This window comes from Bradyrhizobium sp. 61 (assembly GCF_023073075.1).
GTDB classification, from domain to species: Bacteria; Pseudomonadota; Alphaproteobacteria; order Rhizobiales; family Xanthobacteraceae; genus Bradyrhizobium; species Bradyrhizobium barranii.
The window spans coordinates 281,402-298,544 of sequence record NZ_JADPIU010000084.1; the positions used below are offsets into that span (position 1 = coordinate 281,402).

At 64.2% G+C, this 17,143-nt stretch carries 14 protein-coding genes; 8 read left to right on the plus strand and 6 right to left on the minus strand.

Annotated elements, in window-relative coordinates; translation table 11 throughout:
- Positions 1–55 precede the first annotated feature (55 nt).
- Entirely contained in the window at positions 56–1,636 is a 1,581-nt protein-coding gene (locus IVB46_RS34810; protein WP_247344572.1) for a fatty acid--CoA ligase, read from the minus strand.
- A gap of 246 nt (positions 1,637–1,882) precedes the next feature.
- A complete protein-coding gene (locus tag IVB46_RS34815; RefSeq protein WP_247308169.1) occupies positions 1,883–2,755 on the minus strand; it encodes an SDR family oxidoreductase in 873 nt (290 codons plus the stop codon).
- Positions 2,756–2,860: 105 nt separating this feature from the next.
- Here IVB46_RS34815 and IVB46_RS34820 point away from each other — a divergent pair, with 105 nt between their 5' ends.
- The 6 genes from IVB46_RS34820 (at position 2,861) to ppc (ending at position 10,857) form a co-directional block, all read left to right on the plus strand.
- Positions 2,861–3,670 carry a crotonase/enoyl-CoA hydratase family protein gene (locus tag IVB46_RS34820; protein ID WP_247308171.1) on the plus strand — a complete coding sequence of 270 codons (810 nt, stop codon included), beginning with the start codon at positions 2,861–2,863 and terminating at the stop codon, positions 3,668–3,670.
- 180 nt (positions 3,671–3,850) lie between these two features.
- Positions 3,851–5,395, plus strand: coding sequence for an acyl-CoA synthetase (locus IVB46_RS34825; RefSeq protein ID WP_247308173.1), 1,545 nt, complete (start codon positions 3,851–3,853; stop codon positions 5,393–5,395).
- Positions 5,396–5,506: 111 nt separating this feature from the next.
- Positions 5,507–6,301 carry an enoyl-CoA hydratase/isomerase family protein gene (locus IVB46_RS34830; RefSeq protein WP_247308175.1) on the plus strand — a complete coding sequence of 265 codons (795 nt, stop codon included), beginning with the start codon at positions 5,507–5,509 and terminating at the stop codon, positions 6,299–6,301.
- 87 nt (positions 6,302–6,388) lie between these two features.
- Positions 6,389–7,468: a rhomboid family intramembrane serine protease gene (locus IVB46_RS34835; protein WP_247308177.1), complete on the plus strand. Its 1,080-nt coding sequence runs from the start codon at positions 6,389–6,391 to the stop codon at positions 7,466–7,468.
- Between the two features lie 63 nt (positions 7,469–7,531).
- Positions 7,532–7,936, plus strand: coding sequence for a YccF domain-containing protein (locus IVB46_RS34840; RefSeq protein ID WP_071915736.1), 405 nt, complete (start codon positions 7,532–7,534; stop codon positions 7,934–7,936).
- A gap of 122 nt (positions 7,937–8,058) precedes the next feature.
- The gene (gene ppc / locus IVB46_RS34845) at positions 8,059–10,857 is read left to right on the plus strand and encodes a phosphoenolpyruvate carboxylase (protein WP_247308180.1); all 2,799 of its coding nucleotides are present in this window, start codon (positions 8,059–8,061) and stop codon (positions 10,855–10,857) included.
- Positions 10,858–10,929: 72 nt separating this feature from the next.
- On the opposite strand, the gene IVB46_RS34850 is transcribed toward ppc, so the two are convergent.
- The 4 genes from IVB46_RS34850 to IVB46_RS34865 form a co-directional block, all read right to left on the minus strand.
- Entirely contained in the window at positions 10,930–12,096 is a 1,167-nt protein-coding gene (locus IVB46_RS34850) for an SMP-30/gluconolactonase/LRE family protein (protein WP_085403921.1), read from the minus strand.
- Between the two features lie 114 nt (positions 12,097–12,210).
- Positions 12,211–13,125, minus strand: coding sequence for an SDR family oxidoreductase (locus tag IVB46_RS34855; RefSeq protein WP_014496864.1), 915 nt, complete (start codon positions 13,123–13,125; stop codon positions 12,211–12,213).
- Positions 13,126–13,263: 138 nt separating this feature from the next.
- Complete coding sequence (locus IVB46_RS34860; RefSeq protein WP_247308184.1) at positions 13,264–14,403, minus strand: thiolase; 1,140 nt, start codon at positions 14,401–14,403, stop codon at positions 13,264–13,266.
- A 3-nt stretch (positions 14,404–14,406) separates the two neighbouring features.
- Complete coding sequence (locus IVB46_RS34865) at positions 14,407–14,820, minus strand: Zn-ribbon domain-containing OB-fold protein (RefSeq protein ID WP_038957112.1); 414 nt, start codon at positions 14,818–14,820, stop codon at positions 14,407–14,409.
- Positions 14,821–15,013: 193 nt separating this feature from the next.
- On the opposite strand from IVB46_RS34865, the gene IVB46_RS34870 reads away from it, so the two are divergent.
- Positions 15,014–16,363 carry an amidase gene (locus IVB46_RS34870; protein ID WP_247308186.1) on the plus strand — a complete coding sequence of 450 codons (1,350 nt, stop codon included), beginning with the start codon at positions 15,014–15,016 and terminating at the stop codon, positions 16,361–16,363.
- On the plus strand, positions 16,356–17,042 hold the full coding sequence (locus IVB46_RS34875; RefSeq protein ID WP_247308188.1) for a DUF2848 domain-containing protein: 687 nt from the start codon (positions 16,356–16,358) through the stop codon (positions 17,040–17,042). The genes IVB46_RS34870 and IVB46_RS34875 overlap by 8 nt, the downstream gene beginning before the upstream one ends.
- Positions 17,043–17,143: the final 101 nt, after the last annotated feature.

Consider the following 17,143-nt stretch of genomic DNA (forward strand, 5'->3'; position numbering starts at 1 on the left):
GAAGAATGGTGGGCACGGCGCTTTGCGCCTTTGCCCACCCTACGGCACCGTGGGATCAATTCACCCTTCTATCCTTCCCCGCCCAATAAGGCTCGCGCAGCTGCCGCCGCAAAATCTTGCCTGACGGGTTCCTCGGCAGGGCCGGCAAAAACTCCACGCTCTTCGGCGTCTTGAACCCGGCGATACGTTCGCGGGTGAAGTTGATGATGTCGGTGGCGGTCGCCTGCTTGCCGGGCTTCATCACCACGACGGCCTTCACGGCTTCGCCCCATTTGTCATCGGGCACGCCGATCACGGCGGCCTCGGCGACATCAGGATGATCGCACAGCGCGCTCTCGACCTCGGCCGGGTAGATGTTCTCGCCGCCGGAGATGATCATGTCCTTGATGCGGTCGTGGATGTAGAGATAGCCGTCCTCGTCCATGTAGCCGGCGTCACCCGTGCGCAGCCAGCCATCGCCGCGCAGGGTCGAGGCGGTCGCCTCCGGCAGGTTCCAGTAGCCGGCCATGTTCGAGCCCGAGCGCGTCGCGATCTCGCCGACCTCGCGCGGCGGCAGCGGCTTGCCGTCCGCATCCAGGATCGCGATCTCGACACCCGACAGCGCCTTGCCGGCCGAGCGCATTCGCTCAAGGCCCTCGACGTGGTCCTCGGGCGGCAGCGCGACGATGGTGCCTGTCGTCTCGGTCATGCCGTACATCTGCACGAAGCCGCATTTGAAGACCTCGATGCATTCCTTCAGCAGCGCCGCCGGAATCGGCGAGGCGCCATACAGCATGTATTTCAGCCGCGAGAAATCGACCGTCTTCGCGCGTGGCTGCCGCACCACGAACTGCATCGCCGCCGGCACCATGAACAGCTTGGTGATGCCCGACTGCTCGAAGAAATCCAGAACCTTGGTCGGATCGAACTCGCGCGCGATCACGCCGCGGGCGCCGTGATAGAGTCCCATCACGCCCCAGCCGGAGCCGCCGATGTGGAAGATCGGCATCGCCACCAGCGACACGTCGTCGGTGGACCACCGGTTCCACTCCGGCTTGTCCTCGGCGTTGCCGGTTTGCACGAGGTTGAGGAAGTTCGCATGCGACAGCATCGCGCCTTTCGGCTTGCCTGTGGTGCCCGACGTGTAGAGCTGGATGGCGATGTCCCTGGTATCGATCGGAACCTTCGGATCGTCGCCGCTCTGCGCATCGCGCCAGGCCGTAAAATCCTGCCATTCCGGCGCGCCGCCTTCGGTGGTGATGACGGTGCGCACGCTGGGCAGCTGGTCCTTGATCTGCCGGACCTGCGCGATGAACTCCGGCCCGACGAACAACACCGGCGCGTTGCAGTCGCCGACGATGAAGGCGACCTCGGGCCCCGCGAGCCGCCAGTTCACCGGCGCCATCACCACGCCGGCCTTCATCGCGCCCATCAGCAGCTCGAAATAGAGATCGCTGTTCTTGCCGAGATAGGCGATGCGGTCGCCGCGTCTGACACCCATCGCGATCAACGCGTTGGCGACCTTGTTGGTCTTGACGTCAAACCCGGCAAAGCTGGTGAGGCGGCCCTCGAACTCGTAGGCGGTCGCGTTGCCGCGGCTGGTCGCGCGCTCGCGCACCATGTCGGCGAGATTCGCCAATGGCTGTGTGGTGGACATGTCTCTCCCGTGGCGTCTTGTTTTTATGTCTGGGAGTGTGGCGTCATCCGCGGGTGAAGACAAGATGGGAAAGGCCCCGCTGTCGTCCCGGACAAGCGCAGCGAAGCGGAGCGCAGATCCGGGACCCAAAGCCACAGGGAGGAGTGTGGCGCGAGATCGGGTTGTGAGTCTTCGCCAAACCTCATCCTGGGGTTATGGGTCCCGGGCTCGCGCTATGCGTGCCCCGGGACGACAACGGTGGGTGCATCACCCCCGCTTGGCCCGGTCCTTCTCGTTCTGCGCCATGATGCTCTCGCGCGCGGTTTTCCAGTCGTCGTCGCTCCAGTCGCGGAGCTGATAGAAATTGCCGCCCATCGCCAGCGCCTGCGCGCCGTCCATGGCGATGGTCTCGCCGCTGATCCAGTCGCAGCCGCCGGAGATCAGGAACACCGCGAGGTTCTGCAATTCCTCCATGGTGCCGACGCGGCCCATCGGGTTCATCGCCTTGGTGCGCGCGCCGGCTTCGTCGCCGGGCTTGATGCGCTTGCTCATGCCCTCGGTCGGGATCTCGCCCGGCGCGATCGTGTTGAGGCGGATGCCGTAACGGCCCCATTCGGTCGCGAGCGACATCGTCATGGCGTGGATCGCCGACTTGCTCATCGCGGACGGCACCACGTAAGGCGAGCCGTTGCGCACCCAGGTCGTGGTGATGGAAACGACATTGCCGGGCTGCTTCAAGGCGATCCAGCGCTTGCCGACGGCATGGGTCACATAGAACGTGCCGTGCATCACGATGTTGGCGACGGCATCGAAGCCGCGCGGCGACAGCTCTTCGCTGCGCGAGATGAAATTGCCCGCCGCGTTGTTGATGAGATCGGTGAGGGGAGCGTCACGAAAGATGGTCTCGATCATCTCGTCGACCGCGAGCGCGTTGCGGATGTCGACGCCATGGCTGGTGACGCGGCCACCATACTGATCCATCAGCTCGGTCGCGGTCTCGTCGCACACGATCTTGCGCCGGCCGCAGATGTGCACCTCTGCTCCAAGCTGGAGGAAGCGCGCCGCCATCGACTTGCCGAGCCCGGTGCCGCCGCCGGTGACAAGGATGTTCCGGCCGGCCAGAAGATTTTCCTTGAACATGGCTGTTTCCTCCGCAGGCATTGTCAGTTAATTGGTCGATTGACTAAATCCGGCCGTCGGCTTCCTGTAAAGCGGCACTGAACAAGAACAGGGGAGAATTCATCCATGGAAGAGCGCGTCTCGATCTCGATCTCGGAAGGCGTCGCCGACGTGCGCCTGGTGCGCGCGGACAAGATGAATGCGCTCGATCAGGCGATGTTCGAGGCCCTTGTTGCCGCAACCGACCGGCTTTCGAAGGAAAAGGGCGTGCGTGTCGTCGTGCTCTCGGGCGAAGGCCGCGCCTTCTGCGCCGGTCTCGACATGGGGCGTTTTGCCGCCATGAAGGAGAAGGGCGGCAACGGAATTCCGGGTGGCGAAAATCGCGATCTCGCCAAGCGCACGCATGGCCAGGCGAATTTTCCGCAACAGGCGGTGTGGGGCTGGCGCCAGTTGCCGGTTCCGGTGATCGCGGCCGTGCACGGCGTCGCTTTCGGCGGTGGGTTCCAGCTCTCGCTCGGTGCCGACATGCGCTTTCTCTCACCGGATGCGCGGATGTCGGTGATGGAGATCAAATGGGGCCTCGTGCCCGACATGGCCGGCACGCCGATCCTGGCCTCGCTCGTGCGCGATGACATCCTGCGCGATCTCACCTACACCGGCCGCATCTTCTCGGCGCAGGAGGCGATGGCCTATGGCCTCGCGACGCGCATCTGCGATGATCCGCGCGCCACGGCTCTCGAAGTCGCGCGCGAGATCGCCGGCAAGAGCCCCGATGCGATCCGCGCCGCAAAGCGCCTGCTCAACAATCTCTCGGTCGATCCGGGCCCGGCGCTGCTCGCCGAGTCCGTCGAGCAGCAGAAGCTGATCGGCAGTGCGAACCAGACCGAAGCGGTGCGCTCCAATCTGGAGAAGCGCGCGGCGAGGTATTTGGATTAGTAACTCCCCGTCATTCCGGGGCGATGCGTAGCATCGAGCCCGGAATCCATAACCACGATCGGGAGTATGGATTCTCAGATGCGCAATTGCGCATCGTAGCCTGCGCCTTCGGCGCATCCCGGAATGACGACCGCGGTTGTGACTGAGGCCTCAAACCCGACGAAAGATCGGAAAGCAAAAATGAGCGAAACGTCAAACTTCCTCGGCATCGTCTCCGGCGAGCGCCGCCGCACCCATGCCGAAGTCGCCAACCGCGCGGATCGCATCGCGAGCGGCCTCGCCAAAATCGGCGTCAAGCAGGGCGATTGCGTCTGCATGCTGATGCGCAACGACATCGCCTTCCTCGAAGCCGCCTACGCCGCGATGCGGTTAGGCGCCTATGGCGTGCCGATCAATTGGCACTTCAAGCCGGAGGAGATCAATTACATCCTCGGGGATACCGGCACGTCCGTGCTGATCGGGCATGCCGACATGCTGCACGCCCTGCGCGATGCCATCCCGAAGGGCGTCACCGTGCTCAGCGTGCCGACGCCGCCGGAGATCCTGTCCAATTACAAGATCGATCCCGGTCATCTGGTGACGCCGGACTTCGCGGTCGATCTCGAGTCATGGCTGGCGCAACACCAGCCCTATGACGGCCCAATCGTGCCGCAGCCCATGAACATGATCTACACGTCAGGCACGACCGGACACCCCAAGGGCGTGCGGCGCAATGCGCCCACGCTGGAACAGGCGGCGGCCGGCGAGCGCATGCGTGCGATGATCTATGGGCTCAAGCCCGGCGCCCGTGCGATCCTGCCGGGTCCGCTCTATCACTCCGCACCGAACTCGTTCGGCATTCGCGCCGGCAAGCTCGGCGGCGCACTGGTGCTGATGCCACGGTTCGAGGCCGAGGAGTTCCTGGAACTGATCGAGCGCTTCGGGATCGACACCATCTTCATGGTCCCGACCATGTTCATTCGCCTGATGAAGCTGCCTGAGGCGGTCCGCGAGAAATACGATGTCTCCTCGCTCCGCCACATCATCCATGCCGCCGCGCCATGTCCGGCCGACGTCAAACGCGCCATGATCGAATGGTGGGGGCCGGTGATCTACGAGTTCTACGGCTCGACTGAATCCAGCGCGGTCACCTTTGCGACCTCCGAGGACGCACTGAAGAAGCCCGGCACGGTCGGCAGGATCTCGCCCGGCGCCGAACTGCGCTTCATCGGGGACGACGGCCGCGTGCTGGGTGTTGGCGAGATCGGCGAGATCTATTCCCGCATGGCCGAAATGGCTGACTTCACTTACCACAACAAGCCGGAGAAGCGCGCCGAGATCGATCGTGACGGTTTCATCACCTCGGGCGACGTCGGCTATATCGACGAGGACGGCTACGTCTTCATCTGCGACCGCAAGCGCGACATGGTGATCTCAGGCGGCGTCAACATCTATCCGGCCGAGATCGAATCCGTGCTCCACGCCGTGCCCGGCGTGCATGATTGCGCCGTGTTCGGCATCCCCGATGCCGAGTTCGGCGAGGCGCTGATGGCGGTTGTCGAGCCGCAACCGGGTGTCACGCTCGATGCCGGCGATATCCGCACCCGGCTCAAGGGCTCGCTCGCCGACTACAAGGTGCCCAAGCACATCGAGATTCGCACGAGCCTGCCGCGCGAAGACTCCGGAAAGATCTTCAAACGCCGCCTGCGCGATCCCTATTGGGAGCAGGCGGGGCGGAAGATTTGAAAGCCTTGTAGCCCGGATGGAGCGAAGCGCAATCCGGGGCGGTGCTCGCGTCAGAAAGACCCCGGATTTCGCTTCGCTCCATCCGGGCTACGAACACAGGAACGAATGATCATGACCGACGCCGCAAACGAAGTCCTCTATGAGGTCGCCGACCACACCGCGGTGATCACGCTGAATGCGCCGGAGCGCATGAACACGATCTCCGGCCCAATGCTGAACGATCTGGCGCGGCTGCTGACCGAGGCCAATGAGGACCGCAACGTCCGGGTCGTGATCCTCACCGGCAAGGGGCGGGCATTCTGCGCCGGCCTCGATTTGCGTCGGGAGCGCGACGGCAATGGCCTCAGTGCCGCGTCTTCGCCGACCACGATCAATCTGCGCAACACGCCGCCGACCGTGCTTCAGGCGATGGACAAGCCGACCATCTGCGCCGTCAACGGCGGCGCCGCCGGTTACGGCATGGACACCGCGCTCGGCTGCGATATCCGCATCATGGCGGAGTCCTCGAAGCTTGCGGCGGCCTTCGTCAAGCGCGGCGTCGTGCCGGAATCCGGCGGCACCTGGCTGCTGCCTCGGATGCTCGGCTGGGCCAAGGCTTCCGAGCTGATCTTCACCGGCCGGACGCTCAGCGCCCGCGAGTGTCTGGAATGGGGCCTCGCCAACGAGGTCGTGCCGGATCCCGACTTGATGGGCCGCGCCCGCGCCATCGCCCGCGAAATCGCAGCCAACGCGCCGCTCGCGGTGCAGGCCTCGAAGCGCATGATGCGGATGGGCCTCAACGAGAACTTCTCCGATCACGTTCACCACGTCTATCTCCAGCTCCTGCCGCTGTTCAAGACACAGGACATGGCCGAAGGCATGAAGGCGTTCATGGAGAAGCGCGAGCCGAAATTCGAGGGACGGTAGGCGCCGCCTGATCGCGCACGCTGGAGTAGCAATCAGTAATCGGCTCGGCTAGGTTGACGTTCCCACGCCAACCGCTTGCGATCGCCGATGCCCTCATACCGCGCCAGCTTCTTCGAAGTTCCTCATGCGGCCCTTTACGCGCTGATGACGGTGACCGTCCTGGCGTCGGGATTCTGCTTCATCCAGGCAGGCAGTCCGGCGGCGCCGGCAGAGTTGCTGTATCGCTATGGCGGCATGTATTCGGGCGCAATCGCGCGGCATGAATACTGGCGCCTGCTCGCCTATGGCTTCCTGCATGTCAACTTCGTCCACCTCACCATGAACATGTTGTGCCTCGTGCTGTGGGGCGGACATCTCGAGCGGCGAGTGGGACCGGCCTATTTCCTCATCATCTATCTCTGCGCGATGGTGTTCGGCGCCGTCATCGGCAATGGCATCCATTCCACGCCCTATTTGACCGTCGGCGCGTCCGGCGCCACGTCGGGCATTTTGGGTGCGCTGCTCTGCCTGTGGATCCTCGGCAAGCTCGACGTCAGGTTCGACTTCTTCGCCATCAACATCGGATTGAACATCGCGTTTGCGCTCGGCAATTCGCGGATCGACTGGGGCGTCCATCTCGGCGGCTTTGCGGCCGGATTGATCGCCTGCGCATTGCTGGACCTCATCGAGAAGGCGAATCCTTACGCGCTTCGTTGCAAATTTCCCGAAGCCGTGAAGGTCAATCTCACTCTGTTGGCCTGTGTTGCTGCTGCGTGGGCTTGGAGCGGTCAGGCCATCGCCGCCGGGATTTCCGGATGGGGCCTGGCCATCGTTGTCGTGGTCGCATGCTGTGCGGTCGTGAAGGTGGTTGATCTCGTCCTCTCCATGAAGAAGGGTCTTGCGATCGTCGTGGTCGCCCTGGCTGGAGCGAATGCTGTCACCATCCTGCTGTGCGGTTTGGCTCTGGCATCTTCTTGCAGTCCGCGCTGGCCAACCGGGTCCGTTCCACTCGATAATCTTCTCGTCATATTCTGTCCCAATCCTGTTCTGATCTCGGGGCTGGCCGCGATCGGTGCCGCCGCGGTGACGCTGTGGCTCTGCGCAAGGGAAATTTCGCGCGGGATCGAGGATGTCGGATTTGTCGGCACATCGCTGCGTGCCGAACGCAGCCGGCGTCATGGACTATGACCGCGGAGGTCGTGCTATAAGAGGGCTCATTGACCCCGGATCATCCCAAGGTTCCTAAATCTAATGGCCCCCGTTTCCATTCTGCTCAACGTGATCTGGATTCTCATCGGCGGTGCCTGGATGGCATTCGGCTGGCTGGTGGCTTCCGTCATCATGGCCATTACCATCATCGGCCTTCCCTGGGCGCGGGCGGCGTTCAACATCGCGGTCTACGCCCTGCTGCCGTTCGGCTCGCGCGCGGTCAACCGCGACGAGGTCACCGGTATGGGCGATATCGGCACCGGCCCGCTCGGGGTGATCGGGAACATTATCTGGTTCGTGCTGGCCGGCTGGTGGCTGGCACTCGGCCACGTGCTGACAGCCGTGATCTTCGCCGTCACCATCATCGGCATTCCCTTTGCCTGGGCCCATCTGAAGCTCGCGGGGATCGCGCTCTGGCCGATCGGCAAGGTGATCGTGCCGGCCTAGCCGCAAGGAGTGATCGTCCCTTTCAGTGTGCGCCGCCCCCAACTTCATCTTGCGCTGCGGCAAAAAACTTGCACACTCGGCTGAGCCGGGCAGCGAAGCGAGCTCGAACAAGGAAGCGAGCCATGTCCCTCCAGACCGTGCCACCCGACACCATTGACAACCGCGCGAACCGCGCTGAGGACGCCCAGGCGCTGGAGGCAGATGCGCGGCTGCGTGACGACATCCGCCTGCTTGGACGCATCCTGGGCGACACGGTGCGCGACCAGGAAGGCGCGGAATTGTTCGACCTGGTCGAGCGCATCCGCCAGACCTCGATCCGGTTCCACCGCGACGAGGACCGGCTCGCCCGCCGCGAGCTCGAGCAGATCCTCGACAGCATGTCGACCTCCGAGACGGTGCGGATCGTCCGCGCCTTCAGCTATTTCTCCCACCTCGCCAACATCGCCGAGGACCAGAACAACATTCGCCAGATGCGCGCCCGCAGTGCCGCCCAGAGCACCGGTTCCGGCGTGCTGGCGGAGACGCTGGCCCACGCCAGGGACGCCGGGATCAGCTCCGATATGCTGCGCAATTTCTTCAAGACCGCGCTGGTCAGCCCGGTCCTGACCGCGCATCCGACTGAGGTTCGCCGCAAGAGCACCATGGATCGCGAGATGGAGGTCGCTAGCCTGCTGGACCGCCGCGAGCGCGTTGCGCTGACCGCGGACGAGGCCGCCGCCAGCGACGAGCAGCTTCGCCGCGAGGTGCTGACGCTGTGGCAGACCAATCTCTTGCGCCGGACCAAGCTCACGGTGCTCGACGAGGTCGCCAATGGCCTGTCGTTCTACGACTACACCTTCCTGCGCGAGGTACCGCGGCTGGTCAACGTGCTCGAAGACCGGCTGGAGGAGGCTGGCGAGGCGGCTGCAAGCGAGCTCGCCTCGTTCCTGCGCATGGGCAGCTGGATCGGCGGCGACCGCGACGGCAATCCCTTCGTCACCGCCGATGTGATGCGCGGGACGCTGCGGCTGCAGTCGAGCCGGGTGATGCAATTCTATCTCAACGAGCTGCACGTGCTCGGCTCGGAGCTGTCGATCGCGGCGCACCTCGCCGACGTCTCCGAGGAGCTGCGGACGCTGGCGGAACGCTCGCCCGACACCTCGCCGCACCGGAGCGGCGAGCCTTATCGTCTCGCGGTCTCCGGCATCTATGCGCGCCTGACGGCGACGGCCGAAAAGCTCGAGGTCGAGATCACGCGCCGGCCGGTCGGCAAGGGCAGGCCTTACGAGACCGTCAAGGAGTTGCAGGCCGATCTCGACGTGCTGCACCGTTCGCTGATCTCCAACAATGCCCGCGTGATCGCCCGCGGCCGGCTGCGGCTGCTGCGGCGCGCGGTGGATTGCTTCGGCTTCCATCTGGCGCGGCTCGACATCCGTCAGAACTCGGCCGTGCACGAACGTACCATTGCCGAGCTGATGGATGCCGCGAACCCCGGCATGTCCTATCTCGCGCTCGGCGAGGACGCGCGCATCTCGCTGCTCACCAACGAGCTGCGCAGCACGCGCTCGCTGGTCTCGCCATTCGTCAAATACAGCGACGAGACCATGGGCGAGCTCAACGTCTTCCATTCCGCCGCGGAGGCGCATGCGAAGTTCGGCTCGGACGCCATTCCCCAATGCATCATCTCGATGTGCAAGGGCATGTCCGACATGCTCGAAGTGGCCGTGCTGCTCAAGGAGGTCGGCCTCGTCCATCCCTCCGGGCGCAGCGCCATCAACATCGTGCCGCTGTTCGAGACCATCGAGGATTTGCAGGCCTCCAGCAGCATCATGGATCGCATGCTGTCGCTGCACGATTACCGCCGCCTCGTCGACAGCCGCGGCAGCGTGCAGGAGGTCATGCTCGGCTATTCCGACTCGAACAAGGATGGCGGCTTCGTCACCTCGGGCTGGGAACTCTACAAGGCCGAGATCGGCCTCGTCGACGTGTTCGAGCGTCACAGCGTGCGCTTGCGCCTGTTCCACGGCCGCGGCGGCTCGGTCGGCCGCGGTGGCGGTCCGAGCTATGACGCCATCATCGCCCAGCCGGGCGGCGCGGTGAACGGGCAGATCCGCATCACCGAGCAGGGCGAGATCATCTCGTCGAAATATTCCAACGCCGAAGTCGGCCGCAACAATCTGGAGATCCTCGCCGCCGCGACGCTGGAGGCGAGCCTGCTGCATCCGCGCCAGAGCGCGCCGCGCCGCGAATATCTCACCGCGATGGACGAACTTTCAAATTTGGCTTTCAAGGCCTATCGCGGCCTCGTCTACGAGACCGACGGTTTCGTCGATTACTTCTGGGCCTCCACCGTCATCAACGAGATCGCGACGCTGAACATCGGCAGCCGTCCGGCCTCGCGCAAGAAGACCCGCGCGATCGAGGATCTGCGCGCCATTCCCTGGGTGTTCTCCTGGGCGCAGTGCCGCCTGATGCTGCCGGGCTGGTATGGCTTTGGCAGTGCGGTCGAGCAGTGGATCGCGGAGCATCCCGACAAGGGCATGCCGTTCCTGAAGGAGCTCTACAGGGAATGGCCGTTCTTCCGCATGCTGCTCTCGAACATGGATATGGTGCTGGCCAAGAGCTCGATCGCGATCGCCTCGCGCTATGCCGAGCTCGTGCCGGACGAGGCGCTGCGCGAAAAGATCTTCGGCCGCATCCGCCGCGAATGGCATTCCTGCATCGAGACGCTGCTCGACATCATGGGCCAGGACCGGCTGCTCCAGGGCAACCCGCTGCTGGAGCGCTCGGTGCGCCACCGCTTCCCTTATCTCGATCCGCTCAACCACGTGCAGGTCGAATTGCTGAAAGAGCATCGCGCGCAGAACCCGGACGAGCAGGTGCTGCGCGGGATTCAGCTGACGATCAACGGCATTTCGGCCGGATTGCGGAATACGGGGTAGTAGGGCGAGTAGCGAACAGAAGGCGTGCCGCTGCCGACTATTCGCTACTCACCATTCGCTATTCGTTGATGTTCACGGCTTTAGTGCGCCCTGCACACCGGTGTACACAGCATAGAGCGATGTCGAGCCACAGATATAGAGTCTGTTTCGCTGCTGCCCGCCGAAGCTCAGGTTGGCGACGGTTTCCGGGATGTGAATTTTGCCAAGCAGTTGGCCGTTGGCCGTATAGCAGCGCACGCCGTCTTCGTTCGGATCGCCCCAGCCCACCGAACACCAGACCCGTCCTTCGGTGTCACAGCGGACGCCGTCGGTGATGCTTGGCTTTGGCATCTCGGCGAAGACCTTGCTGTTCGACACTTTCCCCGCCGCCACGTCGAGGTCGAACACGCGGATATGCGATGGGTTGTCCGGTCCGTCCGTGAATCCGGTCTCGCAGATGTAGAGCTTCTTCTCGTCGGGCGAGATGGTGATCCCGTTGGGCTCCACAAAATCGTCGATGACGACCTTGACGTCGCCGGTTTTCGGGTCGACGCGGTAGACGTTCTTCTTCTCCTGCTCGGGGTCGGCCTTGATGCCCTCATAGAAGCCACCGATGCCGTAGGCCGGATCGGTGAACCAGATCGCGCCATCGGCGGTAACGACCGCATCGTTCGGCGAGTTCAGTCGTTTGCCATTGAATTTGTCGGCAATGATGGTGATCGAGCCGTCGAGTTCGGTGCGCGTCACACGCCGCCCGCTATGCTCGCACGTGATCAGGCGTCCTTCGCGATCGATCGTGTTGCCGTTCGAGTTCATCGAGGGTTGACGGTAGACGCTGGTATGACCGTCATCCTCCGAGAAGCGCATGATGCGATTGTTGGGGATGTCGCTGAACAGCAGATATCGTCCGGCTGCAAAATACACGGGACCTTCGGCCCATCGGAAGCCAGTTGCAACACGCTCGACCGCCATGGTGCCGGCGAAGGCCGGGAAGTCGGCAGGCCCGAACGTTGGCGGCCCCTTCTTCGCGGATTCCAGACGGGAGTCCGGGTAGCGGCTGCCGGGAAGCGGTCCCAAGGGCAACGGGGCCGTCGATATCGTCGGAGTGCCGGTCTGGCCGAACGGCGTGACGGAGGCCGCCAGGGCTGCGTTCATGGTGACGCCCGTCGCGGCTACTGCAGCCGCCGCGCCCTTCAAGAGGGTGCGGCGCCCGAGGCAAGGCTCGTCAGTATCGGCAGAATTGGTCAGTGATTTTGTCATAGTCGCCTCCCATTTTTTGTTGGAAGGAAACCATTCGCCCGCAATCGGGCGTAATGCGGGCGATCTCCAGTCGGACAACCGGAGATCGCAATGCAACAATTGCTGGGAAAACGGCTAGACGGGATCCCAGGGGAAGATGTCGGCGGAACGGTCGAGCTTGTAGAACGAGCCCTTCAGTGCCGGCATGCCGTGTTCCGCGATCGTTTGCGGCGTCCAGCCCTCGCTGCGATGAACCGAGCGCAACGGGCGGTTCTGGCTGAACAGGAACAGCTCGTTCATGCGCGCGCCGAAGATCTGCCCGGAGACGTCCTTGGCGGCATCGGAGAGCAGATAGGCGCAGATCGGCGCGATCTTCTCCGGGCCCATCTGCTTGATCTTCTCGACGCGCGCCTTCTCGGCTTCGGTCTCGGTCGGGATGGTGCCGATCATGCGGGTCCAGGCAAACGGCGAGACGCAGTTGGAGCGGACGTTGAAGCGGCCCATGTCGAGCGCGATCGACTTCGACAGCCCGATGATGCCGAGCTTGGCCGCGGCGTAGTTGGCCTGGCCAAAATTGCCGATCAGGCCCGAGGTCGAGGTGAAGTGCACGAAGGAGCCGCTCTCCTGCTCGCGAAAGATCCGCGCCGCGGCGTGGCTGACGTAGAACGAGCCCATCAGGTGAACCTTGATGACGGCCTCGAACGCTTCCACGCTCATCTTGTGGAAGATCATGTCGCGCAGGATGCCGGCATTGTTGACGACGCCGTCGAGCTTGCCGAAATGATCGGTCGCGGTCTTCACGATCTTGCTGGCGGGGACAGCTTCCGCCACCGACTCGAAATTGGGCACCGCGATGCCGCCGCGCTTCTTGATCTCGTCGACCACCTCCTCGGCAGGCGAAGCGCTGGAACCGGCACCGTCGGCGGCAACACCGGGGTCGTTGACGACGACCTTGGCGCCCTCCGCCGCGCAGAGCAGCGCGATCTCGCGCCCGATGCCGCGGCCTGCGCCGGTGACGATGATGACCTTGTCTTGCAGTGATTTTGTCATGTGAGTTCTCCGCTAGCCGTTCCAAATTCCGCCGTCATTCCGGGGCGCGCCACTTGGCGCAGGCCCGGAATCCATACTCCCGATCGTGGTTATGGATTCCGGGCTCGTCGCTGACGCGACGCCCCGGAATGACAGTCGTTACCTCTCGTTCGTAAACACGATCGTGCCACTTGCCGCGAACATGCCGCCGACGCCGTGGCACACCGAAATCTTCGCATTCGGCACCTGGGCCGGCGCAATCCCGCGCATCTGGCGCACGCTCTCCTGGAGCGCGTACATGCCGTACATGCCCGAATGCATGTAGGACAGGCCGCCGCCATTGGTGTTGAGCGGCAGCTTGCCGCCGGGGCGCGTGTTGCCATCCGCGATGAATTGGCCGGTTTCCTCGTGCGGCATGAAGCCGAGGTCGCCAAGGCCGAACAACGGCAGATGCGCAAACGCATCGTAGATCATGAGATGGTCGACATCCCGGTGCGCGATGCCGGCTTCCTTAAAGGCGAGGGGGCCGGCAGTCTTGAACGCGCGCGAGGAATTGAACGTTTCCATCTGGCTGACCATCGGCGTTTCCACGCTCTCGCCAGTGCCCATGATGTAGACGGGTTTTCTCGGAAAATCCTTGGCGCGGTCGGCCGAGGTCATGATCAGCGCGCCGCCGCCGTCGGTGACGAGGCAGCACTGGAGCAGCCGGAACGGATAAGCGATCATGCGCGAGTGGAGCACGTCGGCGACCGTGATCGGGTCCTTCATCATCGCGCGGGGATTTTTGGCAGCCCATTCCCGCTGCACGACCGCCACCGAGGCGAGCTGCTCATGCGTGATGCCGTAGGTCTTCATGAAGCGCAGCACGGGGATCGGGAACATGCTGGGTGGCCCGTAGACGCCGAACGGCGCTTCGAACTGCCCTTGCAGGCTGTCGGCGGGGATCGAGCGCGGCGCCTTGCCGATCATCGACTTGCCGCTCTCGGCATGCGTGATCAGCACGGTCTTGCAGAGACCTGCCTCGATCGCCGCCGCCGCATGGCGAACGTGCAGCATGAACGAGCAGCCGCCGACCGAAGTGCCGTCCACCCAGGTCGGCTTGATGCCGAGGTAATGGCAGACCTGCTGCGGCGTTTCGACCGCGGTGGCAAAGCCGTCGATGTCGGAGAGTTTCAGCCCGGCATCCGCGATGGCGTTGAGCGCCGCATCCGCGTGGAGCTGGAGCTGCGACATATTGGGGATGACACCGAGTTCGGTGGTCTCGGCCGCGCCGACGACGGCAACCTGGTTGCTGCGCATGGCCTATCCCTTCGCCGGACGGAACACGGGGAGGGTGATCTTGTCGTCGAGCGCCTGGAAGGCGACTTCGAGCTTCATGTCGAGCTCGAGCGCCTCCGGCGTCTGCGGACAGTCGATGATGTTGCTCATCATCCGCGGTCCTTCGGCAAGCTCGACCACCGCGATCGCATAAGGCGGCGTGAAGCCGGGAGCGGCGGGACGATGATTGATCACGTAGCTGTAGAGGAAACCCTTGCCGCTCGCCTTGAAGATGCTGACCTTGCGCGAGGCGCAGGACGGGCAGAACGGGCGCGGCGGGAAATAGACATGCGCGCAGGCGTCGCAGCGCTGCAAACGCAATTCGCCCGCTTTCGTGCCGTCCCAGAAATGCTGGGTCTCCGGCGTCGGTTTCGGGCGCGCGCGCTGCGGTTCGGCCATGTCGGAAAACCCTCCCAAAGGCAATTCTTGAAAAGGCCTGGGCTTCGCGCCTGCCTGTTTCGATCTTGATGCGACAATCGACCATGGCGCGTCAACGGTCCAGCAATGCGCATGCATGCCATCATGCGCACAATGCTTGTGTCGAACCGAGGCGGCGCTATAGATTGCGCGCGCAATATTCCGTGAGACAGACATGCCCGATTTTCCGACACTGGCGAAACTCGCCGACGACCTCGAAAGCGGCCGCACGACCTCCCGCAAGCTGGTCGAGGCATGCCTCGCCAGGATCGCCGACCCGGCCGGCGAGGGGCAGCGCACATTCATCCACGTCGACAAGGACGCCGCGCTCGCAACCGCGGATGCGATGGACGGCTTGCGCAAGGTCAAGGCGGCGCCGTCGCGCTATGCCGGTATCCCGGTCTCGATCAAGGATCTCTTCGACATCAAGGGCCAGGTCACCCGCGCCGGCTCCCGCGCGCTCGACGATTCTGCGCCGGCCGATCAGGACGCCGCGACGGTGGCGCGGCTGCGCAAGGCCGGCTTCGTCGTGATCGGGCGGACCAACATGACCGAGTTCGCCTATTCCGGCATCGGCATCAATCCGCATTACGGCACGCCGAAGGGCGCCTGGAACCGGGCCGAGGGACACGTGCCCGGCGGCTCGTCCTCGGGCGCCGCGGTGTCCGTGCTCGACGGCATGGCGCATGCCGCGCTCGGCACCGACACCGGCGGCTCCTGCCGGATTCCGGCCGCCTTCAACGGCATCGTCGGCTACAAGCCGACGCAGCGCCGCGTGCCGCTGGACGGCTCCGTGCCGCTGTCCTTCTCGCTCGACAGCATCGGGCCGCTGGCGCGGTCGGTCAGCTGCTGTGCCATTCTCGATGCCGTGCTCGCGAACGAGCCGATCGTCCCGCTGAAGCCGCGTCCGGTAAAGGGCATGCGGCTCGCAGTGCCGACCACGATTGCGCTCGACGATCTCGATGCGGACGTGGCCTCGACGTTCGAGCGCGCGCTCAAGAGCCTCGCCGATCACGGTGCGATCATCGAGCGGATCGAGATGGCCGAATTTCACGACATCGGCCCGATGAACGCCAAGGGCGGCTTTGCGGCGTCCGAAAGCTATGCCTGGCATCGCTACCTCATCACGGCCAAGGGCGACGTCTACGACCCCAGGGTCTCCGTGCGCATCATGCGCGGCGAGGCGCAGAGCGCTGCCGATTACATCGATCTCCTCAACGAGCGCCGCTCGCTGATCGCGCGCGTCAATGCGCGCGTCGCGCCCTATGACGCGCTGGTGCTGCCCACCACCGCCAACACGCCGCCGAAGATTTCCGATCTCGCCGATGACAAGGCGTTCACCAGGGAAAACCTGCGGGCGCTGCGCAATTGCACCCTCATCAACATGATCGACGGCTGCGCCATCTCGCTGCCCGCGCATCGCGAGGGTGACGTTCCCGTCGGCCTGATGCTGGCGGGCGCGGGCGGATCTGACCGTCGTATTTTCGAGCTTGCTGCCGGCATGGAGGCCGTAATTCGTGTTTGACCTGACTTTCACCGTTGACGCCCAGGACACCACCACGCCGCTGACATTGGCGATCGACCAGATGGTCATTGCGGGCTGGACCGGCCGCGATCCCGTCGCGCGCGACAAGCACATCGCCGAGCTGCAAGAGATGGGCATCGCCCCGCCGGCCTCGACGCCGATCTACTACCGCGCCTCGGCGCGCCGGCTGACCCAGGAAGACGGCATCGAATGCTGTGGCGGCGATTCCTCCGGCGAGGTCGAATTCGTGCTGATCGGCTGGCAGGGCCGCATCTTCGTCGGCTGCGGCTCCGACCATACCGACCGCAAGGTCGAGGCCTACAACGTCACGGTCTCCAAGCAGATGTGCGACAAGCCGGTCGCATCCACGCTCTGGGAGCTCGAGGACGTCATCGGTCATTGGGACAGGATGATCCTGCGCTCCTACGCCACCATCAAGGGCGAGCGCGTGCTCTACCAGGAGGGTACGCTCGAAGCGATGCTGCCGGTCGCCGACCTGATCGCGCGCGGCTTTGAGAGTGGCAAGTTCCCCGACGGCTGCGCCATGTTCGGCGGCACCTTTGCTGCCAAGGGCGGCATCCGCCCGGCGGACCGGTTCGAGTTCGAGCTCGAGGATCCGGTGCTGAAACGGACGATCAAGCACGGGTATGACGTGACGACGCTGCCGGTGCGGGGCTGAGGCGCCTCCCCACCGTCATTGCGAGCGCAGCGAAGCAATCCAGGCTGGTTCCGCGGAGGCAGTCTGGATTGCTTCGTCGCAAGGGCTCCTCGCAATGACGG